We start from the raw sequence: 22,642 nt of genomic DNA, 5'->3' as shown, positions 1-22,642 counted from the left end.
AGTATGACGAAAATCGCCAAAATTATCCCTGTGAAAAGCGAGCTGATCTGTGTTTGTTGGCAGGCTTTGGTTTTAAATATATGATAATTATAGCTTTATTTTGATTTTGTAGTTGGTTTGGCGGTCTGGTCATAGACCCGGTTTTTGTTGGTGATTAAGGGCGAAATGGATTTCCTGGGCTAAAGTTAGATTTAGGCAGTAGATGAAATTTTTGACCCATGACTAAGAAAAAGACCCGTACTCGGGAGACCGTTAAAGTACCAACAGATCAGCTGAGGCTCGGCATGCATGTGTCGGAGCTGGATAGGCCGTGGCTGGATACGCCCTTTGTCTTCCAGGGGTTTCCCGTGCATGACCAGGATGACCTCACCGCGCTCAAAAACATCTGTGAGTACGTGTACATCGACGTGCTCAAATCCGGTCGCGTTAATGTTGATGCACGCTCGGCAATGGTGGGCCGAACCAAGCCCCTCCAGTACGCGATCACCACCCCGGTGGAAGACGAAATTAAGCAGGCGAATACTCACTATCATCGCAGCTATGGTGAGGTGGAGCGTATTCTTCACTCTGCGTACAACGAAGAAACGATTCAGACAGAGGAAATCAGGCGCCATATTCGGGAATGTGTGAACTCCATTGAGCGTAATCCTTCTGCAATGATGTGGCTGACCCGCATCAAAAGCGTGGATAAGTACACGGCGGAACACTGTCTTAATGTGGGGATTCTGGCGATCGCGCTGGGGCGTCATGTTGGTGTCGGGCGCAAGCATATGGAGCTACTGGGGCTGTGTGGAATGCTGCATGACGTCGGCAAAATGAAGGTGGATCAAGAGATTCTTAATAAGCCCGAACGTCTTACGCGGGAAGAATTTGAGCACATGAAGCTGCACGTGGTGCATGGGCGCGATATATTGGTAAAAGATGCGTCATTGCCCAACGAGGTGATTTCTGCCGCCTATAACCATCATGAACGGCAGGATGGTCAAGGTTATCCTTTGGGCTTGAATGCTAATACGCTGAACTTCTATACCAAAGTCGTGACTATTGTTGATGCTTACGATGCCATCACCAGTCAGCGTTGCTATAGCAAGGGAAACACCTCCGCTACTGCGTTGAAGATTCTATATGAAAACAGTGGCAGTCAGTTTGATCCCAAATTGGTGGTCAAATTTATAGAGTGCATCGGGATATATCCACCTGGAGCATTGGTGGAGATGGTCGCCGGTGAGGTAGGTATAGTGCTTTCGGTGAATCCGGAAAACCGGTTGTTGCCTAAAGTGGCGTTGTTGCTGGATGAAAACAAACAGCCGATGCAGCAGCGTATCGTGGATCTCAAGGCTCAGCGGGAGTCTCAGGCAGAGACTCAGCACCGAATCAAAACGGTGCTGATGGATGGCTCTTATGGGATTGATTTGTCCGCGTTCACCGCCGCTAATATTAACCTTGGTGAGGCTAATAAGTTCCGTTGATTGAGGGCGAGGTTTTAGGGCATTTGTTCCAGGTTCTGTAGCTCTTCGGATGCCTCCAGCCATTCCATTTCAATTTCTTCCAATCGTGATGCAATGTTGCCTTGCCGTTTCAGCAACTCTGTTAGCGACTCTTTGTTTTGGCTTTCATAGATAGTGTCGGAGCTCAGTTCCATTTCAACTTGGATTTTATCCTTCTCAAGCTCCGCCATCGTCTGTTCCAGCTTATTGATGCGGTTCTTGAGCGGCCGCAGTTGATTGCGTAACTCGGCTGCTTTCTGGCGTTCGGCTTTTTTGTCCTTTTTATCATCTTGGGCTGCGCCGCTGACAGGGGAGCCGGTCAGCTCGGCCTGACGGTACTCCATTAGCCATTTTGCATAGTCATCCAGGTCACCGCTAAAGGGCTCCACTCGATGGTGAGCAACCAGATACAGATCGTCGGTACTGGCCCGTAACAAGTGGCGATCGTGGGAAACCAGCACCAGGCCGCCTTCGTATTCCTGTAGAGCAAGGGTCAGAGCAAGACGCATCTCCAGGTCGAGGTGGTTAGTGGGCTCATCCAGCAACAGCAGATTGGGCTTGTGCCATATGATCAGAGCCAGGGCAAGGCGGGCTTTCTCTCCTCCGGAAAAGCGGGCGATGCTGTCATGTACGGCGTCGCCATGAAAACCGAAGCTGCCCAGATATTTGCGCAGAGTCAGCTCATCGGTGCTGGGGGCCTGGCGCTGCAAGGTAATGAATGGTGTGGCCTCCGCATCCAGTTGGTCCAGCTGGTGTTGGGCGAAGTAGCCGATCTGGGTATGCTCACCCAGGTTTTTGCTGCCTGATACCATTTCGAGGCTGTCTGCCAATGTCTTAATCAGGGTGGACTTACCGGCACCGTTGGGGCCAATCAAGCCGATGCGGGAGGATGGCCCTAATTGCAGCGCAACCTTGTGCAATACGGCATTGCCAGCGTAACCAAGCTCGCCTTCTCTTATATCCAGTAACGGGTCAGACATTTTACTGGCAGCGGGAATGGTAAAATGGAAGGGGGAATCGATATGTGCAGGCGCGATTTTCTCCATGCGTTCCAGTGCTTTTACCCGGCTTTGAGCCTGCTTGGCTTTGGTGGCCTTGGCCTTGAAACGGGTGATAAAGGATTGCAGGTGTGCGATTTCGCGCTGCTGCTTTTCGAACGCAGACTGCTGATTGGACAGGCGGGCGGCGCGCTGGATTTCGAAACTGGAGTAGTTGCCACTGTAGTAGTTCAGCCGTTGATGCTCGATATGCAGTACGTGCTGGGTTACTTCATCGATGAATTCCCTATCGTGGGATATGAGTATAAGTGTGCCTGGATAGGCTTTGAGCCAATCTTCCAGCCACAGGATGGCATCCAGGTCCAAGTGGTTGGTGGGTTCATCCAGCAGCATAATGTCGGAGGGGCACATCAGGGTCTGGGCCAGGTTCAGGCGTACACGCCAGCCGCCGGAGAAGGATTTTACGGTGGATTGAAACTGGGATTGATTGAAACCCAGGCCGCTGAGTAATTTTGCCGCGCGAGACTCTGCGGTGTAGGCGTCGATATCATCCAGCTTTTGGTGCCACTCGGCGATGGCGTGCGCATCATTCTCCGCCTCTGCCTGAACCAGTTTGGCCTGCAGGGTACGCAGTTGTTTGTCACCATCCATCACATAATCGATTGCCGTACGATCCAGTGCCTCAACCTCTTGCGCCATATGTGCAATACGGCTGCCGGAGGCCAGCTGCACATTGCCTGCATCTGGGCCCACTTCCCCTCTTAATAGGGTGAACAGCGATGATTTGCCGCAGCCGTTGTGCCCAACCAGTGCGATGTGCCAGCCAGGAAAGGCTGTAAATGTGGCATCGTTGAGCAAGCATTTGTTGCCGCGATAGAGGGAAACGGATTGAAGCTGGATCATAGTTTTGCCGACTGAGATACGGGGAGGGCAGCATACCCAATTCGCAGGCATGAAAAAAGGGCTGATCCGATGAGGATGCAGCCCTTTCTAAGCCTATGAAAGATTAATCTTATTAGGCGTCTTTCTGTGGATCAAATATGCTGCGATCCGGAGCAGTAGGCGCTTCAACTGGCTTCAGTTCGAAGGGCTTTTCCTCAGCCTTTGGGGCTTCAGGCTCTGCAGGTTTTGGTGCAACCGGCTTGGGTGCGGCGGGCTTGGCCACTGCTTTTGGCGCTTCAGCCTTAGGTGCTGCAGGCTTGGCTGCTGGTTTTGCTGCAGGAGCTTTGGCAACAGGCTTGGCTACAGCTTTTGGAGCAGGTGCTTTTGGGGCTGGCTTTTTAGCCACGGCTTTTTTCACAGGCGCTTTTTTGGCTGGAGCCTTCTTCGCGGCTGCTTTTTTAACTGCGACTTTTTTGGCTGGAGCGGCCTTCTTAACGGCAGCGGCTTTCTTGGCGGGGGCCTTTTTGGCTGCGGTCTTTTTTGCTGGCGCTTTTTTAGCAGTGGCTTTCTTTACCGCTGCCTTCTTCGCTGGCGCTTTCTTGGTGGCGGCCTTTTTAGCGGCTGCCTTTTTGGCAACTGCAGCCTTTTTGGCGGCTACCTTGGCTTTGGCAGCCGCTTTCTTCTTGGCTTCGGCTTCTTTTTTGGCTTGCGCCTTGGCTTTGTCCGCTGCAATTTTGGCAACGGCTTTCGCTTCTGCTGCCAATTGCTTCTGAACGGCTGCCGCGGCTTTCTTCACTTTGGCGGCATCTGCAACTTCTTTCTTGGTTGCTGCTTCAGAAGATTTGGCTGCTGCCAGAGCTGCTTTTGCTTCGGTCAGTTTGGCGTTGGCGGATGCTGCGGTTTTGGCAGAGGCTTTCTTCGCGGCAGCTTGGGCTTTGTCTACGGCTTTCTTTGCCGTAGCGCTTGCCTTGGCTGCATTCATCACCGCTTTTTTACGGGCCACTTCCAGTTGCTGTTCAAGTTTAGCTATTTGGGCGGACAGTTCAGCCACCGGATCTTTTTTCGTTTTTGCGGCGGCTGCTTTCGCCGTGGTTTTCTTTGCTGCCATAATCAGAGTTCCTCAGCCGTGATTTGGTGACGCATTCGCGTGCAATTATACGTGTTGTTTAAACAATATCTACCTTTCTTGTGATAGCACATGCACATTAGAACGCAAAATTTTTCCGGTGAATGGTTCCGATATTAGGGCTTTCTGTTACCATCGGGATCGTCCCCGACCAAATAACAAAATAATCCGGTGAGGAAGTGGGGGGGTTGTTGTGAAATCCTCTGGGCTGTTTGGCCCTGTTTTTCGATACGCATTCAGCGGATTCCCGGGTATCCATTTAAGACAGGAGAAAACATGAAAAAGTACGTAATTGTGGCCACGGCCCTGGCTGCTCTGGTGGCTTGTAAGGGTGAAGCGGGCAGTGACGCCGCCGCTAAACCGGAATCTGCGCCTTTGCAGAGCGAAGACCAGAAAGCCAGCTATGCAATTGGCCAGCGTTTTGGCGAAGGCATGGGGCGTGATCTGAAGGAGTTGGATGTTAAAGCATTCTATCAGGGCTTCGAAGATGGCTTTAACGGTCGTGACTCTCAAATGAGTCAGGAAGAAATGGTTGCTGCCATGAACGCGCTGCAGGCGCGCAAAGTGAAAGAGCAGCAGGAAGCTCAGAGCAAAGCTCTGGAAGTGAACAAATCCAGTGGTGAGACTTTCCTGGCTGAAAACAAGGCCCGTGAAGGTGTTACTGTGACTGAAAGCGGTCTGCAGTATGAAGTGATCACTAAAGGCGAGGGCGAAACGCCTGACGCGAACGACAAAGTGAACGTGCACTATCATGGCACGCTGCCAGATGGCACAGTGTTCGATAGCTCCGTTGAGCGTGGTGAAGCGATCTCTTTCCCGGTGAATGGCGTGATCAAAGGCTGGACGGAAGCGCTGCAGCTGATGAAAGTGGGTGACAAGTGGAAGCTGGTTATTCCTTCTGATCTGGCATACGGCGCCCGTGGCGCTGGCCCCAAAATTGGCCCGAATCAGGTGCTGGTGTTTGAGGTTGAGTTGCTGGGTGTAGAAAAAGTCGACTAACCAAGTCAGGTAGAAACGACTTAAAAGGGTGTTTGCGTGAGCAAATGCCCTTTTTTTTGTTCGCCTTTTTACCCATTTGTGATTCCTATTCGATAAGCGTTCAGGAATCGTTTAAGCTTAATCGGTTATAACAACAAGGATTCGACATAGGAGCATAGCAATGACGCGATATCTGCATGGACTATGGGTGTTGTTGGCTTTATCTGTGATGGCCGCCTGCAGCAGTTCCCCCACCATTGAAAGCGATTTGGGCATTAGAGGTGCCCCGGACTGGGTTAATGAGGGGACTCAGGCTGTGGATAATGATGACGGGCGCTTCGTTTACGGTGTAGCGTTCGCGCCGCCGTTGAATGATGAATCCCTGCAAACCTCCACCGCCGATACGCGTGCGCGGGCCGAAGTAGCGCGCATGGTGTCCACCTACGTTGATCATACCCTGACCGACTATGCTGCCAGCACCGGTGATACGGCCACCAGCAGTATTGAGCAAAGCCTTAACAGCAGCACGCAGACCTTGCTGCATGGAGCAAAAATCAAAGGCCGCTGGAAGGATAAGAACAGCGGTAATATCTACTCATTTGCCGAGATGGATATGAAGGCCTTGGATGATGCCATTACCACGGCTGGCAAGCTGAATCAGAACTTTAAAGATTTCTATCAGAAAAATGCGAACGCTAACTTTGACCGATTTATGAAGGATGCCCAGAAATGAAGCATTGGATTCTCGTATTCTCAGTTGTTTTTCTTTCCGCTTGTGCCACCTCGGTTGAGCGGGTGTCGGCGGATTCAACCATTGATTTGAGCGGTGCTTGGAACGATACGGATTCCCGTCTGGTGGCCGAAGAGATGATCGCCGATGTATTGTCCCGCCCTTGGATTGGGGATTTCAGTGGCCGTACCGGCAAGCGTCCGGCGGTGATTGTGGGTACAGTGCGCAACCTGAGCCACGAACACATTAATGTGCAGACGTTTGTAGCGGACATGGAGCGTGCTCTGGTGAACTCAGGTCGTGTGGATTTTGTGGCATCCCGAGACGATCGTGGCGAGATCCGTGATGAACGCATTGATCAGGATTTGAATGCCAGTGAAGGTACCCGCAATGCTGCCGGGCAGGAACTGGGTGCCGACTTCATGCTGAAAGGCCAGATCAACACCATCATTGACGCCGAGGGTAAAGAGCAGGTGCGTTATTATCAGGTGGATCTGACCCTGATCAGCATGGCGGATAACCGTAAAGTCTGGTTGGGCCAGAAGAAGATCAAAAAATACGTTAAAAACGCCAAACTGCGTTATTGATTCAGCCTTTGCCTATGTCCATTTCACGGCTGGCGCTGACACTGTTGTGCAGCGCCCTGTTGCTGTTGCAGGGCTGCAGTTCCTGGCAAGTGAATCAGGCTGCAGCGGGTCTGGCGGTTGCGGGGCCGCAGGCTACTTTATCCCGTCTTGAAAAGATTAATCCCTCTGGGCGGGATCGCGCTCAGTATCTGCTGAATACCGGTGTCTTGAAACTGTATCTGGGCGACTGGAGTGGCAGCCGTAAAGACTTGGAAGAAGCCAAGGGCATTATGTCTTCCATGCAGGCGGTGAGCATCACAGAAAACTTTGCCGCCCTCACCACCAACGAGACTTTGCGCACCTATGACGGAACTCCCACCGATCAGGTGTTGGTGCATGTGATGTTGGCGTTGGGTTATTTGATGAGTGGTGATCTGGACGGTGCCCGTGTGGAAATGTTGCAAGCCAACATCACCATGAAGCAGGAAAGCCAGGACGACAGCACTCTGGGCCAATTAGCCAGCGCCCGCTTTCTGTCCGGTGTGATTTATGAGCTAAACCGGGAATGGGATGATGCGTTGATCAGCTACCGTCGGGCTTATCAGATCATGTCCGATCGGAGGGAGCCTATACCTGAAGCGCTGCAGATCAGCCTGCTTAACCTCACCCAGCGCCAGGGCTTTGACAAAGAGTACAAAGAATTCAGCAACCGGTTTGGTCGAGAGGCTGAGTTGCCTGGCGCGGGCGAAGGCGAGTGGATTTTGGTGTATTTAGATGGTGTGGTGAGCAGTAAGACCGAATCCCGTCTTTCTGTGTATGACGGCAGTGTCGATACCGTTGTCAGCGTAGTGATGCCGCGATATTTACCGTCTTATTACCAGCCCCGTGCTTTGACGCTGGTAGCTGAAAAACGCCAGCGTAGTGGCATTATCGAGAATCTGGAAACCCGCGCCCGTGAGGACTTGGAGGCAGACCATGCCAAGATTCTTGCTGCTGCAACGGTGCGGGCCGTGGCCAAATACAAGGTGGTGCAGGAAGCCCAGAGCAAGAACGACTTTAGTGGTGTTTTGATGAATATCGCTACGGTAGTATCAGAGCAGGCGGATGTCCGTAGTTGGAATATGTTGCCCGCCAGTGTGCAGGTGGCGCGGATCAAGGCACCGGTGCAGCAGCCGGTACAGTTGGCTGAGAAAGCGCTAACTCTGCCCGGTTTGAGTGAATTCAGCACGCGACCACTGGCGTTGGTATTTGCCACCAGTCTGACGGATCAGACCTTTGCCTATCCCGAACTGCCGCCACCCACCCCGCCAGTGGTGCCGACTACAACCTCGACTACGGCGGCGGCAGAACCGGAATTGCAGGCGGAAGCCACTGTGGAGACTGCTCAACAAGGAGAGACAGATGCCCATTAATCTTGATCAATCAGTAATCCAAAGTCTTAAAAGCGTTTTAATGGCAGCCACAATGGTTGGTTTGGCGGCGTGCAGCAGCGGTGGTGGTCAACCTGACTGGGTTGATCAGCCGGAATCAGCGTACCCGGCCAGCAGCCATCTCACTGCTGTCGGGTCAGCGGATGATCGCAACACGGCCGCCGATCGGGCGACGGCTAACCTGGCCAAAATCTTTGAGGTTGCAGTGCAGGATGCCAGTATGGATTTCAGCAGTGCCCAGGTGAGCAGTGCCGGTGGCCAAAGCAGTGTGACCAACGAGCAGCAAATCACCCGCACCGTAACAACCGAAGCACGCCAGGTCTTGAGCGGGGCTCAGGTGGTTGAATACTGGCAATCTGAGCAGGGGCGGGTTAGCGCGCTGGCGATATTGGCTAAGCAGCCTGCCGCCAGTCGGTTTCGGCAGTCTATTGGCTCCCTGGATCGTGAGGTAAATGAGCTGGTTGAATATGCCAGCAGCAAGGCCGATAGCCCGGTGGCGGCGCTGAGCGCTTTAAAGCGTGCCCGTAGCGCCCAGATGCAGCGCGACCAACTTAACCAGAATCTTATGATTGTGGCCGATGGTAAGGGGATCAAAGGCCAATACGACACGGCTTCCGTGGAAGCCCTGATTCGTAATGGATTGGCGGCTCTCAAGGTGCAGGTGCAGGCGGAAGACCCCTCTATTCAGGCCGAGATCCAGCAGGCATTGGCAACCCTTGGGGTGCCGGTGTCAGACCAATCTAATCTGATTTTAATGGGCAGTCTGGATGTGGCCCCAGTGGAGCAGAAGCAGGCCTGGTTTTGGCTGCGAGGTTCATACGAATTAGTGTTTAAAGATGGCAGCAAGGTTCTGGCGAAACAACGCTGGCCGGTAAAAGTGTCTTCCACGGAGGCGAATCTGCTGCCCCAGCGGCTGCGGGATGAGATTAACGGCCGTTTGCCCGGATACGTATACGAGCTATTGTCGACCGACTAGAACGTGGTGGCCACCTGATACTTGCTGTGGCTTTTCAATGTACCTCAGTATGCATTGTGACTTGTACTCATCGATGTCCGATTGCAGCGTGCCACCTTCGTAGGGCTGGGCGCTGTCGGTGGTAAAACCAAGCACAATGGCGGCATTACCTTTCAGATCTGGCAATATTGGGTAGGTCTGGCAGCCAGAGCCGCATATCGTTGCCACGGCCAGTAAAATTTGGGCTACTATTCTGTTCATGTTATAGCCATTTTGTGCTGTTTTCGTTTTCAGTAGGGGCGCACCTATTATGACTGCTCGACTTGCCATCTTCATTTGCTTATCTGTTTTAGTGTCTGGCTCCGCTCAGGCCGCCAAGCTGTACAAAATCGTGGATGAGAATGGCAGCGTCACCTACAGCCAGTTTCCTCCTCAACCCAAGCCGCAGCAAGACCAAAGTAGCACACTGAAGGTAGCCGAAATGAATGTGGACGGGGAGAGTGCATCCCAGGTTCGAGCGGTGGGCAAAAAGCAGTATTGTGGCGAGATTGAGCTGCCCGTGGTTAACCCCAAGAACCCCGAAGAATACCTTGAATTGGGGGAATACAAATACACTTGGACGCGGGAGCTGGAAGGGGATACAGACCTGAATGATGTGCGTTTCCGCCTGCATATGAACCGTTATAATTTGAACCGTGATCCATCGGAGGCGGGGCAGCGGAAGCGGGATCTGCAATGTGCTGTGCAGTGGGTGGACAACCAGAAAGGTGATGTGCAGAAGGCGCAAACGACGCTTAAAAATGAATCCGAGCAGCTGCAACAGGAAATATCCCGCATTCAATCCCAGCGTGATAAGCGCTGTGGCTCACAACCCTATCGTGATCCCAATCAACCGGGCACACAAATCCTGTGGGATCGCTGGAGCGAGTGTTATCACGAATACCAGGATGAGTTATACGAGCTGGAATATAAAGTTAGCCAGATCCGGGTGAAATAGTAGGCTGCAGAATGCGGGCTGTTTGTGGGGCCTGGTGTGGAACCCAGGCGTGCCGCGTGGCGCTGCTCACCCGTATGCCATGCTTGAACCACTGCAGATGAAAAGCGGGGAAATCAAACTCTTTTTGATCGACCTGTTCCCACGGAGCCTTTTCCGACCGACGCCGATAGACAATCAACCCCGCGCTGCGGTCAGCAACCCATAGGGTGTTCTCCTTGAGCACGGCATCCATGATGAAATCGGCGGCCGAGATCGATTCGGTTTCCATCCAGCGATGATCGGATGTGCGTTGTTTAATCGACAGGCCATCACGACCATTTGCGATCAACAAGTAAGGTTCCGACCGATACATGCTGTTGGCATTACCACGAAAGTTGAAATTGAACTGATGCACCAGGGCACCGTTTTCTTTCAGTCGGTAGATGTTCAATGTGCTGCTGTTCGTCCAGTCCGATTCATACCGGCTCAACACATGCAGCTGCCCTTCCGCGATGGTGAGGTTTACGACTTTGCGGTTGCCGGAAAGTCGCAGATTGGTATCGTGGATGATGCGTATATTGGGGGGGTAGCAGACATCTCCCACAAACATCAGGTTATCGGGGGTGATCCATATTAGCTGCCGACCCGTGCTGAAAAGCTGTGTGCCGGGTTTGATCCAGACGCTGGATTTTTGCAATGTGATGGGTTTCTGTTTAGTGTCGGCGTACCAGATATAGCTGTTTTGGGCCACAAACAGGGTGCTGCCGATTCTGGCGGCGATACCTTGGGGGCGGTTGATGTTGAGCGGTATAAAATCGCTCAGGGTCGGGCCATCGGTGAAGTCCCAGATGCCTATGCCATCATCGTGTACCAAAAGCTGTTTCGAGTCGGTGTCTTCACAGGGCTTAACGTCCAGTTCCGCTGTCGGCTCCTGTTTTGGTGGGGCAGGAGGCAGCTTTATGTCGAGCTTTTCGGGCTCAGGTGTTCTTGATTTGCGGCGCGGCACATATTGCAGGGCACTGGCCTGGGCCAGAGACAGGTTCTCGGTGGTGACATGGCAGCCCTGGAACAGAGTGCTTTTCAGTTCCTCGCTGAGGTTGGGGGAGCGACAGAACCAACTGAATTGATCGTTACTGTTCATCTCCGGAGTCAGAAACAGGGTACTCTTCGGCCCGTCCTCGAACTGCAGTGCCATAAATAACCGTGAGTCTCGCATCACGACCAGTTCTTTGATGGGGCCGATGGTCAATTGCTCTGGTGGGGGCAGGTTGGCCTGTTTGTTGTTGCGGGGAAATTCACCTTGCGCCAAATAGCTCACGATAAACTCCTGCTTCAGCCGGGCCACAGCCGTGACGACTTCTGCGTGTTGCTTCTTCTGTACTTCATGCTGATGGTTCAGCAGTAAGAGCCATCCCACTATCAGTACGATGGCGATGGTCGATACCAGCCGAATCTTTTTATTGTGCGTCAAGTTCAACGGTGATCACCTTGTTGTTATACCACTGATATAAAGCGCTGCTGCCATTTTTGAAACTGATGGAAAAATACGGCGGCTGTAATGGTTTTATCTGAATGGCGGCCTGTGCGGTGGGCAGGGTTTGTGTCAGCTGCAGGCTTTCCCCTTGTATTTGGAAAACCTTAAGCCCCGCCAGCCGGTCGGCTACGATCAGGTGGTCATCGAGAATGATCAGGTCGCTGGCATAGTCCATAGTGGCAACCCGGCTCAACAGCCGTGGTATGGTGAGATCATAGATGTCCACCACGGCGATGCCGTGACTGCCGTTGGCGACGTACGCCAGGCGGCCATTAATGGCGATGCCTCCGCTGTTGCCCTCCAGTTTGAGAAAGCCAATAGCGCGGTTGGATTTTAAGCTGACGATTTGCAGTGCTGAGTACGTGTTGCCGCGATGAGCTTCGAGTGCGGTCAGAAACATCAGCTTATCGATGATCAGGAAGTCTTCTATCTGATTAAAGGCACCCAGCTCCAGCAGGTAGTTATCTTTCACTTTTGGTGTGGGCTGGCAGAGATCGATTCGGGTAAGCCCAACCCCGGAATTGGCCAATAGCGTGGTGCCTGCGTGTTGCCAACGGTAGGGGTTCAGTAGATTGATCTGGGTGCTGGAGCCTTTCGGTTGTGCCTGGCTGAATACCTGCAGGCGGTTATTGACGTACAGATAGGCGTTGCCGGCCAGTGCCCAGTGGGCGGTTTGATGCGCCAGCTCAGGCCGTGGGAATGAGAACAGGCGTTGAGGTTGGGCACCCAGTTCCCAGTACTCTACCTGGTTTCCATTGATGTAGAGAAAATCGCTGTTGGCCTGCTCGATGACGCTGCAATCAAAGGCGGGTTTGGTCTGTTCGATGCCTCGTTGCTGCGAACTGAGTTGTTCTATGTAGTGGTCGGCTGCGGCTTGTTGCTCGGCGTGTTGCGAGACTTCAGTCAGATCAACGGGGGCAGGTGCATCACCGCACAGATCTGGCAGCAATTGGTGCCAATGCTGGGTGATGTTGTAGGAGCTGCAGGTCCAGCTTAACCGGTAGTTGTCGTCAATCGTCGGCGTGTAGGTGAATTCGATCGGTTGCGCTTCGTTTTGCGCCGTTAGCTGTACGAATAACTTGCCCCCTGGCAACACTTCCAGGCGTTGTAATTGTGGCACTTTGCGGGAGAACTCATTCGGCTCGGGTTGCCTGATGGCTGCATTGCTGTCGGGTAGCTCCTGATACTCGTAGTAGTAGTGATCGATCTGGGTTCTGACGCTCAGTACCGTAGAGATCACACTGTACGATGATATCGCTAGATTAGTAGAGGCATTGTTGTAATGACAGCGTCCCAACAGGATAACCATCAATACTGTTAATATCAGTCCCGAGGACACAAATCGGTTCATTTTGTAAGGCTTTCCCGCTCAGCTATATCCACTGTAACATATTGAAAATATGAGTATAGTTCAATAATTCTGAAGCGTCTGGAGGGAGCCGCTTGAGACCTTGGTCGGGCGCTGATGGGTGTATTCACAAAACGACATCATCTGTCGCTCGATTCAGGGGCAGCCATGGGCTAGAATCCGCGCACTTTTCCATATTCAAACTAGCAGGAATGTGTGATGTCAGCGCTTTTGCTTGTCCTGGTGGCTCTGGGTTTTGTCTCCATCGTCATCGAAGATCTGGTTCATATTGATAAAGCCAAAACGACTTTGTTCTTTGGTTCGCTGGTGTGGGTTTTGTACTTTATGGTGCCGCCCGCCCATATGGCGTCGGGCGAACTGATGCATGCCCTCAATGAAAACCTGCTGGACATCGCGACCCTGTGGCTGTTTTTGATGGCAGCCATGACCTTCGTGGCGTATCTGTCCAGCAAGGGACTTATTGATGGGCTGGTGAATCGAATGCTGCCCCGGCGCATGACTGAACGCACGCTGATGATGATTACCGGTCTGTTCGCTTTTGTGTTCTCATCCATGGCCGATAATGTGACCTGCACCCTGGTGTGTATCACCGTTCTGTTAAGCCTGAAAATGCCCACGGAGAAGTTGCTGCGGTATGTGGTGTTGGTGGTGTTTTCCATTAACGCGGGCGGCGCTGCCCTGATCACCGGTGATGTGACTACGTTGATGATCTTTCTGGCCGACAAGGTGGCGATTCCGGATTTATTGATGCTGATTTTGCCGGATGTGACGGCGGTGCTGGTGCTGTCCTGGTTGCTTTCCCGTTCCATGAAGGAGGAGCTGCAGTTCGAAAAGCAGAATTATGTGTTTAATCGTGGTGACCTGATCGTGGGGGCGTTATTTCTGCTCACTATTTTGGGTACGATTGGCGGCAATATTGCCTTTGATATTCCCCCGGTGTTGTCATTCCTGTTTGGCTTATCGTTGATGTTTATGGTGGTGCAGTTTATCAACCGCGATGAGCCTATCCTCGATTATGTGCGCCGTATCGAGTTTGATACGCTGCTGTTCTTCCTGGGTGTGTTGTTGCTGGTGGGGATGCTCAAAGAGTTGGGTGTGCTGTCTTACTTCCCCCGTTTGTATGAATACCTGCCGCCTATGGCCGCTAACTATGTAGTGGGCTTGTTGTCTGCGTTGTTTGATAACGTGCCGCTCACTGCTGCACTGTTGAAGTCGGGCATCGATATGGAGCTGTCGGAGTGGTTGACCCTGACCTATGCGGTGGGCGTGGGTGGATCGTTGTTGGCCATTGGCTCTGCTGCGGGCGTGGTGGCCATGAGCAAGATTCCAGAACTGACTTTCGTGGCCTATTTGCGTTATTCAGGTTATTTATTGGTGGCCTACAGCGTAGGTTTTGCAGGCGTGGTGCTGGTGAGTGTATTGCTGTAAGGCGGCAGGTTTAGCGCCACTCATTAATTAAGCCGTTAGAAAATATATTGCGGTATTGGTTGGGGGTGTTGGTAAAGGCAACATCGCCCACCACTAAGCCAGAGGGCCGCCAGAACAGAGGGGCTTGTGCGCGCCAGTTCTTAAGAGTGTTTCCGGTTGCAACATCCCACAGCACCATTCTGCGGGCAGTGAACCCGGTAAGCAGCGTTTTATTGTCTTTGGAAAAGCGGGCGGCGGTGATGGTGGTACGAAAGTGGCCTACGCTCGATACTTCTTTGCCTGTTTTTACCTGCCAGATCTTGCCTTTGCCGTAGTACAGGCTGCCGAACACTAGGCTGGCATCGCGGCTGATGGCCACGGCGCTGACGTCGTCTCCCAATTGATAGGCAAAGGTTTCTTTGCCCTCCGGTAGATCCCACACTTTCACAATGCCGTCTTCGGAGCCGGTTACCCCTATCAGGCCATTGGCGCTGATGGCGACGGTGTTGATATCACCTGAATGCGTCAGTGTGCTGAGAATGGCACCGTTTGCCGTGTCGACGTAGAGGGCGCTGTAGTTTTCCTGACCGATGATGGCGTAGCGGCCATTATCAGAGAGCGCCATAGAGAGCACGCCACCTTCGGCAGGCCAGAACCCGGCGGGCTTTCCGGTGGAGACCTCCCACATGACAAAACGCTTTTGCTCAGCGGTGAGGGCGAAGCGGCCGTCGGTGGAAAAGGTGCTGGCCACCAGTTTGGAAAACTGGCCGTTGGCGTGATTCCAGTTGTAGAGCCGTTCACCATCCTTGAGTCGCCACAGGCTGCCGCCGTGTTGCACCGAGCCAATCACGGCGTACTCCCCATCCGGGCTCAGGGATGCAGTGTAGGCACCATTGCTGGTGGTTTCCCATTCGCGGCTGGGGGAATCGCCACAGGCCACCAACAGCAGGGAAAATATAAGCGTGATCAGAACGCGCATGATGTGATTTTCTTCAGCGTGAGCAAAGGGTTATAAAAACAGTGTAGACAAAAATAAAAGAGAGAGCACCTGGCTCTCTCTTATTATTGAAATTGTTTGTGGATGCGTTGCTTAGGCAACCATATCCCGATGGCAGTTGTGCAGGGTATCGATCAGTTGATCTTCCAGATCAAAGCGCTCCACCATCTTAACGCCGAGTTTATTCAGATCTCGGGCCAGCTGTTCAAGATTCTTTTCACACAGCTCGGCAGAACAGTAGCGATCGTTAAAGTCCAGTGCGAGTTCGGTGGATTGTTGAATCAGGGGGAAAATTCGGTCGATGGTTTTGTGATAGTCGTCGTCGAACTGCTCGGCTTCTTTCATGAGCAGTTGATACACTTCAAAATGGCCGGCAGAGACGTAGTCGATCAATACGTCACACAGGGCCTGAACGCGGACACTGATAGGGGTGTCCTGGGTGGAAAACTGCTTTAAGCCGTCAACTTTGCAATACAGCACGATCAGTTCCTGTCGCTCCAGTAACCAACGGCTGATCATCTTGTCCACATTGCCCCATTCGTCGATGGTGCTTTTCACTTCGGTCAGCATGTTTCTGTTCTCCCCATTTGCATGGTGGTTGTTTTGTGGGTGTGTGCTTCATTGCACTGTTACCCTTTTACACAACGAAACGATTATGATCGTTTCTTTCATTTTTTGGCTTTGGAAAGCCAGGGTGCCATAAAGGCTTTTCGTCTAATTGTCGTTGATTCCACAGGGAAATCGCCCACCGACAAAAATCGTTTTGGGTCGGTGGAGTTTCGAGAATATGCAAATTAGCAGGGGCGGGCAAGCCATTTAGACCGATGCAAAAAGCGTATATTCACGTTGACAAAAATTGATTATTGGCTTGGTTCTGTTTTGGGGCGGAAAAACGAGGTTTATGTAATGGAAGTAATTCTTTTTATGAAAACAAGGTATAAATTGGATGGGCACAAAGCTGCGTAAAAACGGTCGATTAACCGTTTTTACGCAGAATTTGATAGAGGGACAGCACAGCAAAACCGATGAAAACCAGCATGGTTTGGGCGGGAATGGACAGGCCCATGAAGCTCCATTGGATCTCTGCACACTCTCCGGCACTGTTGAAGATGGTGCGCAAGGTTTCACCGATGGGGAAGGTTTCCAGCATGTAATCCAGGCCTGGGCTGCATTCCGGTATTTGATCTTTGGGCAGGTTCTGTAACCAAAGGTGACGCCAGCAGACGGCGATGCCTAATCCACTGAAGATCAAAGCACAGGCAGAATAAAGTCGTTGGCCGATTTTGGCGGGGTTGTGTAGCAACGCCAGCAGAAAAAAGAAACCGATGGCGATCACGATGCCGCGATCAATGAGACATAAAGGGCAGGCTTCCAGACCCAGGTGTTTCTGCAGGTAAAAATAGGCGAAGGATATTGAAGTGATAGCACCGAGCACGCCCAGTGCGTTAAGAATTCGATATGAAGGCAAGGTCACGTTCCTGTTTATGTTCCTGAATCAGTCTTCGGGATGCTATTTTGCGGGGGAGGCATCCCGTGCCGATTATAACCATAACCGGCAAGAAGTCTGTGACCTTTGACCCCAGTCCCTGGGGAAAATTCCGTTACGCGATGGCGCGTTCCGGTCGTTTAAAGCCGATCTGGGTGGCCTGAGAACTACCATCGCTCCAGCCTGCTTCCCAGGCGGCAGCTATAACATCGGAGTGGTAGGGGCAAGCCTGCTGCGGTTCACCACTTAATCCGAACATATACCCTTGACGGTAGGCCTTGTTCAGGGCCTCGATACTCCAGTTTTGCTGATCAATTTCGCTGATGCTCATAGGGCTCCAAGCCTCTTCTAATCTGCGCGGTCTTCATAGCGTTCACTACAAATATGATGCTTACATCCTGCACCTACATCCAATGTTAGCAGTGAATTCTAGGAAGTCACGCTAAGTCATTGAATTTTTTGCGAGCCCTAGGGGTTCAGGGCATCTTGAGCAAAGAAACTACTCAAATACTGCTCAAATGAGACATCATCTTCCGACTCTAAACGGCGCTGTGCTTCAGTGGAACGGCGCGCCTCTTTGCTGAAAGCGCTGGCTTCGGCTGAGCTAAGCGGTTGTTTTGTAAAATAATTGGCAGTCTCGATCGCGCTGTTCATGGCAAATTCAAAGAATGATTGATCATTGTCGAACAGGGTTTGCATGACGCGGGCAGAGGGCGTTTGATCCGGATGGATCAGTTTCTCCATTTGCGCTTTTACCACGGCACTGTGAGCGGTGTGCTGGTGAGCTTGATCAAACAGATGAGCTACGTGCAGCATTTTGTTGAGGTGTTCCTGGGCCCATTCCCGAAACGGTGCCTGAGTGCAGGGGGACGACAATTTCAGATCCGGGTCGCGGCCCTGACTCACAATGGCCTGCAGGTTGTCGCTGTTGCATTGCTGTTCCTGTTCGCTCAGCGGTGGGCTGTCCTCCAACAGGCAGTAAACTGCAAACACGTCCAGAAAACGGATCTGGGATTCGGTGATTCCCAACGGGCTGAATGGATCCAGGTCCACACAACGCAGCTCGACGTATTCCACGCCACGATCAGACAGGGCGCAGGTGGGGCGTTCACCGCTGCGGGTAACCCGTTTGGGGCGAATGCTGCTGTAAAACTCGTTTTCGATTTGCAGAATGTTGGTGTTCAACTGCTGATAGATGCCGTCCTTCTTCACGCCCATATTGGCGTAAGGCTCATAGGGGGTACGGATGGCATGTTGCAGTGTTTGAACGTATTCCGGCAGGGAGTTGTAAGAGATGTTGAGGCCGGCCTGAGCATCATTGTGGTACCCCAGATCACTCATGCGCAGGGAGGTGCCGTAGGGCATGTAACAGGTGTGCTGCTGAAAGGTTTCCAGCTGATGCTTACGCCCCTGCAGAAAGGAGCCGCACACGGCAGGCGATGCGCCATACAGATACACCACCAGGCCCACGTTACGCAGGAAGTTGCGAATCAGGCCGAAGTATTGTTCGGAAATAAAATCCTGTAGTGGCTCACCGCTGTTTTCCAGTTGATGGTATACCGACCAGAAGTTATTGGGGATAGAGACATTATAATGAATGCCCGCGATGGTTTGCATATAACGGCCATAACGGTGCCACAGCCCATGCCGATAAACATGCTTCATGCGGCCCACATTGGAGCTGCCGTATTCTGCAATGGGGATACTGAGCTCGTCTCCCATCAGGCAGGGCATGCTGTTTACCCACAGCAGTTCATCATTTAGATGCTGGTAGGTGAAACGATGCAGGTCATTCAAAAATCCCAGCGGCCGTTTCACATCCTGAAACACCGGGGTAATGAACTCCAGCAGTGCTTCGGAATAGTCTGTGGTGATCCATTGATGGGTCAGGGCGGAACCCAGGGCGTCCGGATGTCGGGTTTGCGACAGCTGGCCGTTAGGGGTAATTCGCAGGCTTTCTTTTTCAAGACCCCGCTGCATTTGGGTCAGGCTTCGATGAAGTTGCACCTCGCGAATGGATTCAAGGCGGTGCAGTAACTTGTTTTTCACGCAGTGGTCCCGAGCGGTTTTGGTGGATTATGCGGGAAAACAACGGTCAATGAAATGGCGATAATTGCCGGGACAAAACAGGCTTGAGACAAAATTGATAAGTTGACTCGCAAGAGGTGGCTTCATATAGTGGATGCCTGTTTTAAGTGAGGCCCATTCGGGACTTAGCCGTTATCAAATAAAGAGCTGAACGAGGTGTGTCATGATTCGTCAAAACCTGATGGGTCTGTTGTTGATCAGTTTGCAGTTGTTCTGTCTGATGTTGACCGCAGGCTGCAGCACGCGCCCGGTGATACCGGAAACCCAGTTACAGCAGCGAAGCGACTACCGTGAAGAGTTTATCGTTAATGCCGAAGGCTTGCGCTTGTTTGCCCGCACCTGGGAGCCAGCAACGGCAGCTAAGGCCAATGTGATTATTCTGCATGGAACCTCTTTGCATGGCGGCCTGTATGCCAATACTGCCAAGCATCTGGTTGCCAACGGCTATCGGGTATATGCCATTGATATGCAGGGCTGGGGGTATTCCGAGGGTTTGAAGGGCTGCGGCTATGTGGAGAGCTTTGACGCTTATTCCTACGATGTGAAATTGGTGCTGCAGATGCTGCGCAAACGCTATCCCCAGGTGAATAACTATTTGCTGGGGGAAAGCCTGGGTGGCGCGGTTGCCATGCACACCGCCGTCAAATATGAGTTTTTGGTTAATGGTGTGATCACCAGTGGGGTTGGATATAAACCCAGCCTCAAGTTGATGGGCATTCGTGCGCCGGAGGTGGTTAACGATTTCACCTTAACCTCAGCTAAATGGTTCTGGATGGGGCTGTCTTCGTTTCCGGCGATTGAATCCGATTTAGGCCTGCGCATGGCGGTGGAAGATGACGCACTGCAAGATCGTCTGCTGGATGACCCTGTGGTGTGCCACGATTGGCTGCCGGGAGCCTATATCAGTACGACCCTGGAAGCTGGCGATTATCTGGAGCCACGGTTGCGATATATCACGGTGCCGATGCTGTTGTTGCACGGCAAGGATGATGTGCTGGTGCCGGTGTCTTCCAGTCAGGAGATCTACGACCAAATTGACAGCAGACAAAAACGCATGCTGGTGTATGACAGCCCCCATACGGTGCTGCTGGAAAACAAGTGGCCAGCGGCGGCTGAGGATATCGTGACCTTTCTGGATTATTTGAACTGATCATAAACCAATAAAAAAGCCCTGCTCTTTAAGTAAGCAGGGCTTTTTTATTGGCTGGTTGCCGCACGTGCAGCTTGAGGTTAACGCAGCTTTTTGGCGTTGGCGAACAGATCGGCAAAGGTGCCGCTCTTGCCGGGTGCGTTGCTTGGCCCTTTGCTGCTACGCTGCGGTGCTTGATTGGTGCGGGGCTTGCTTTTGCCGCCGTGTTTGCCCTTGGGCTGGCGGGGGCCATCGATCTTTTCACCGGCGGCTTCGTCCAGTTTCATGCTGAGGCCAATGCGCTTGCGGGGCAGGTCGATCTCCACCACTTTTACTTTGACGATGTCACCGGCTTTCACTACTTCACGGGGGTCGGCTATGTAGGTGTCTGACAGTACCGAGATGTGTACCAGGCCATCCTGATGAACGCCGATGTCCACGAACGCACCGAAGTTGGTGACGTTGGTTACCACGCCTTCCAGTATCATTCCGGGTTTGAGGTCGTCCATGGTTTCTACGCCGTCTTTGAATTCAGCGGTTTTGAATTCAGGGCGAGGGTCACGGCCGGGTTTTTCCAGTTCGGAGATGATGTCGGTTACGGTGGGCAGGCCGAAACTGTCATCCACATAATCATTGGCTGCCAGGGTTTTCAAAAAGCCGGTATCGCCAACCACTTGGCTTATGTCACGACTGTTTTTGGCGGCGATTTTCTCTACCACGGGGTAGGCTTCCGGGTGAACGGCTGAGCGATCCAGCGGGTTGGTGCCATTCATGATGCGCATGAACCCGGCGGACTGTTCGAAGGTTTTATCGCCCAGGCGGGGAACCTGTTTCAGGTCATCCCGGCTTTTAAAGGCACCGTTCTGGTTGCGGAAAGAGACGATGTTGCCAGCGATGGTTTTGTTCAAACCCGAGATGCGGGCCAGCAGAGGCTCGGAGGCGGTGTTCACGTCCACGCCGACTGCGTTTACGCAGTCTTCCACCACGGCATCGAGGCTGCGGGCCATTTTAGCTTGGCTGACGTCGTGCTGATATTGGCCCACGCCGATGGCTTTGGGTTCAATTTTTACCAGTTCGGCCAGAGGATCCTGCAGGCGGCGGGCGATGGAGACGGCACCACGATAGGAAACGTCCAGCTTGGGAAATTCGCGAGCGGCGAATTCGGAGGCTGAGTATACGGAGGCTCCGGCTTCGCTCACCATGATCTTTTGCGCGTTGAGATCTGGGTGTTTCTTCAGCATTTCGGCGGCCATTTTGTCGGTTTCGCGGGAGGCGGTACCGTTGCCGATGCTGATCAGTTCTACGTTGTATTTTTTGCACAGAGCCGCCACTACGGCAATGGACTCATCCCATTGGTTGCGGGGTGCGTGGGGGAATATGGTGCCGTGTTCCACTAACTGGCCGGTGGCATCCACGATGGCGACTTTGACACCGGTACGCAGGCCGGGATCGAGACCCATGGTGGCGCGGGGGCCAGCGGGGGCTGCCATCAGTAAGTCTTTCAGGTTGTGGGCGAAGACCTTGATGGCTTCTTCTTCGGCTCGTTCACGCAGATCACCTAACAGCTCGGTCTCCAGGTGGGTGAGCAGTTTGATGCGCCAGGTCCAGCGCACTACCTCGCCCAGCCATTTGTCGGCGGCACGACCTTCATCACGCAGCTCAAAGTGCTGGGCGATCATGTCTTCACAGGGGTGGCTGGTGATGCCTTCCTCTTGCACGATGGTGATGCTGGCTTGCAGGATACCTTCGTTGCGGCCCCTGAAGATGGCCAGCGCGCGGTGGGAGGGCGTATTTTTGAGGGCTTCGTTATGCTCGAAGTAGTCGCGGAACTTGGCGCCTTCTTCCTCTTTGCCTTCCACTACTTTGGCGCTGAGGACGCCATTCTGGAACAGGTAGTTGCGCAGTCGGGCCAGCAGATCCGCGTCCTCACTGAATTGTTCCATTAAGATGTACTTGGCACCATCCAGTGCTGCCTTCACATCCGCCACGCCTTTTTCTGCATCGACGAATTTTTCGGCTTCCTGCTCCGGGGTCAGGCTGGGATCCTGCAGCAGCGCTTGGGCCAATGGATCAAGCCCTGCTTCACGGGCGATTTGGCCCTTGGTGCGGCGTTTGGGCTTGTAGGGCAGATAGAGGTCTTCGAGCCGGGTTTTGGTGTCTGCCTCTTTTATGGACTTTTCCAGCTCTGGGGTGAGCTTGTCCTGCTCGGCAATGCTTTTGAGGATGGTTTCGCGCCGTTCTTCCATCTCTCTCAGGTAACGCAGGCGTTCTTCCAGGTTACGCAATTGCGTGTCGTCCAGCCCGCCGGTGGCTTCTTTTCGATAGCGGGCGATAAAGGGAACCGTTGCGCCTTCGTCCAGCAGGGTTACTGCGGCTTTCACTTGAATGGCATTAACGCCAAGTTCGTTGGCAATGATGTCAGTGATATTGATCATTTTATAATCGTTCTCGTGGCTACTACCTGAGGTGGAGTGGGATTATAAACCTATGGGGAGGCAAAACGG

20 protein-coding genes are annotated in these 22,642 nt (G+C 52.7%); 9 read left to right on the top strand and 11 right to left on the bottom strand.

Annotation, left to right across the window (positions count from 1 at the left end):
• Positions 1–218 precede the first annotated feature (218 nt).
• Positions 219–1,469, top strand: coding sequence for an HD-GYP domain-containing protein (locus tag Kalk_RS09035; RefSeq protein ID WP_101893921.1), 1,251 nt, complete (start codon positions 219–221; stop codon positions 1,467–1,469).
• 14 nt (positions 1,470–1,483) lie between these two features.
• On the opposite strand, the gene Kalk_RS09030 is transcribed toward Kalk_RS09035, so the two are convergent.
• Both Kalk_RS09030 and Kalk_RS21335 read right to left on the bottom strand, forming a co-directional pair.
• Positions 1,484–3,388: an ATP-binding cassette domain-containing protein gene (locus tag Kalk_RS09030; protein WP_101893920.1), complete on the bottom strand. Its 1,905-nt coding sequence runs from the start codon at positions 3,386–3,388 to the stop codon at positions 1,484–1,486.
• A gap of 112 nt (positions 3,389–3,500) precedes the next feature.
• Positions 3,501–4,475, bottom strand: coding sequence for a hypothetical protein (locus Kalk_RS21335; protein WP_199768040.1), 975 nt, complete (start codon positions 4,473–4,475; stop codon positions 3,501–3,503).
• Positions 4,476–4,769: 294 nt separating this feature from the next.
• Here Kalk_RS21335 and Kalk_RS09020 point away from each other — a divergent pair, with 294 nt between their 5' ends.
• From Kalk_RS09020 to Kalk_RS09000, 5 genes are all read left to right on the top strand, one after another.
• Positions 4,770–5,492, top strand: coding sequence for an FKBP-type peptidyl-prolyl cis-trans isomerase (locus tag Kalk_RS09020; protein WP_101893919.1), 723 nt, complete (start codon positions 4,770–4,772; stop codon positions 5,490–5,492).
• A 160-nt stretch (positions 5,493–5,652) separates the two neighbouring features.
• On the top strand, positions 5,653–6,204 hold the full coding sequence (locus Kalk_RS09015) for a hypothetical protein (protein ID WP_199768039.1): 552 nt from the start codon (positions 5,653–5,655) through the stop codon (positions 6,202–6,204).
• The gene (locus tag Kalk_RS09010; protein ID WP_101893918.1) at positions 6,201–6,788 is read left to right on the top strand and encodes a penicillin-binding protein activator LpoB; all 588 of its coding nucleotides are present in this window, start codon (positions 6,201–6,203) and stop codon (positions 6,786–6,788) included. The genes Kalk_RS09015 and Kalk_RS09010 overlap by 4 nt, the downstream gene beginning before the upstream one ends.
• Positions 6,789–6,802: 14 nt before the next feature.
• Positions 6,803–8,179, top strand: a complete 1,377-nt coding sequence (locus Kalk_RS09005; protein ID WP_101893917.1) for a COG3014 family protein — start codon at positions 6,803–6,805, stop codon at positions 8,177–8,179.
• Positions 8,169–9,173, top strand: coding sequence for an LPP20 family lipoprotein (locus tag Kalk_RS09000; RefSeq protein WP_101893916.1), 1,005 nt, complete (start codon positions 8,169–8,171; stop codon positions 9,171–9,173). Before Kalk_RS09005 ends, Kalk_RS09000 begins: the two co-directional genes overlap by 11 nt.
• Here Kalk_RS09000 and Kalk_RS08995 read toward each other — a convergent pair.
• Positions 9,156–9,413: a hypothetical protein gene (locus Kalk_RS08995; RefSeq protein ID WP_158643398.1), complete on the bottom strand. Its 258-nt coding sequence runs from the start codon at positions 9,411–9,413 to the stop codon at positions 9,156–9,158. The two genes, Kalk_RS09000 and Kalk_RS08995, sit on opposite strands and share 18 nt — an antisense overlap.
• A gap of 49 nt (positions 9,414–9,462) precedes the next feature.
• Between Kalk_RS08995 and Kalk_RS08990 the strand changes: the two genes are divergently transcribed.
• Positions 9,463–10,149 carry a DUF4124 domain-containing protein gene (locus Kalk_RS08990; protein ID WP_101893914.1) on the top strand — a complete coding sequence of 229 codons (687 nt, stop codon included), beginning with the start codon at positions 9,463–9,465 and terminating at the stop codon, positions 10,147–10,149.
• On the opposite strand, the gene Kalk_RS08985 is transcribed toward Kalk_RS08990, so the two are convergent.
• Both Kalk_RS08985 and Kalk_RS08980 read right to left on the bottom strand, forming a co-directional pair.
• Entirely contained in the window at positions 10,127–11,605 is a 1,479-nt protein-coding gene (locus Kalk_RS08985) for a hypothetical protein (protein ID WP_101893913.1), read from the bottom strand. The genes Kalk_RS08990 and Kalk_RS08985 overlap by 23 nt on opposite strands.
• Entirely contained in the window at positions 11,586–13,013 is a 1,428-nt protein-coding gene (locus tag Kalk_RS08980; protein WP_101893912.1) for an LVIVD repeat-containing protein, read from the bottom strand. The genes Kalk_RS08985 and Kalk_RS08980 overlap by 20 nt, the downstream gene beginning before the upstream one ends.
• Positions 13,014–13,229: 216 nt before the next feature.
• Between Kalk_RS08980 and nhaD the strand changes: the two genes are divergently transcribed.
• Complete coding sequence (gene nhaD, locus Kalk_RS08975; protein WP_101893911.1) at positions 13,230–14,459, top strand: sodium:proton antiporter NhaD; 1,230 nt, start codon at positions 13,230–13,232, stop codon at positions 14,457–14,459.
• A 10-nt stretch (positions 14,460–14,469) separates the two neighbouring features.
• On the opposite strand, the gene Kalk_RS08970 is transcribed toward nhaD, so the two are convergent.
• The 5 genes from Kalk_RS08970 to gshA form a co-directional block, all read right to left on the bottom strand.
• The gene (locus Kalk_RS08970; protein ID WP_101893910.1) at positions 14,470–15,417 is read right to left on the bottom strand and encodes a WD40 repeat domain-containing protein; all 948 of its coding nucleotides are present in this window, start codon (positions 15,415–15,417) and stop codon (positions 14,470–14,472) included.
• Between the two features lie 111 nt (positions 15,418–15,528).
• Entirely contained in the window at positions 15,529–16,005 is a 477-nt protein-coding gene (gene rsd / locus Kalk_RS08965; protein WP_101893909.1) for a sigma D regulator, read from the bottom strand.
• Positions 16,006–16,411: 406 nt separating this feature from the next.
• Complete coding sequence (locus Kalk_RS08955; protein WP_324774618.1) at positions 16,412–16,903, bottom strand: disulfide bond formation protein B; 492 nt, start codon at positions 16,901–16,903, stop codon at positions 16,412–16,414.
• Positions 16,904–17,036: 133 nt separating this feature from the next.
• Positions 17,037–17,252 (bottom strand): ribosome modulation factor, encoded by a 216-nt coding sequence (gene rmf, locus Kalk_RS08950; protein ID WP_101893906.1) that lies wholly within the window; start codon positions 17,250–17,252, stop codon positions 17,037–17,039.
• Positions 17,253–17,389: 137 nt separating this feature from the next.
• Entirely contained in the window at positions 17,390–18,970 is a 1,581-nt protein-coding gene (gene gshA / locus Kalk_RS08945; RefSeq protein ID WP_233716855.1) for a glutamate--cysteine ligase, read from the bottom strand.
• Between the two features lie 202 nt (positions 18,971–19,172).
• Between gshA and Kalk_RS08940 the strand changes: the two genes are divergently transcribed.
• Complete coding sequence (locus tag Kalk_RS08940) at positions 19,173–20,159, top strand: alpha/beta fold hydrolase (protein WP_101893905.1); 987 nt, start codon at positions 19,173–19,175, stop codon at positions 20,157–20,159.
• Positions 20,160–20,239: 80 nt separating this feature from the next.
• Here Kalk_RS08940 and Kalk_RS08935 read toward each other — a convergent pair whose 3' ends face one another.
• A complete protein-coding gene (locus Kalk_RS08935; RefSeq protein WP_101893904.1) occupies positions 20,240–22,573 on the bottom strand; it encodes a Tex family protein in 2,334 nt (777 codons plus the stop codon).
• Between the last annotated feature and the right edge of the window lie 69 nt (positions 22,574–22,642).

Source organism: Ketobacter alkanivorans (genome assembly GCF_002863865.1).
Lineage (GTDB): Bacteria > Pseudomonadota > Gammaproteobacteria > Pseudomonadales > Ketobacteraceae > Ketobacter > Ketobacter alkanivorans.
This window is presented reverse-complemented; position numbering and strand designations above follow the sequence as displayed.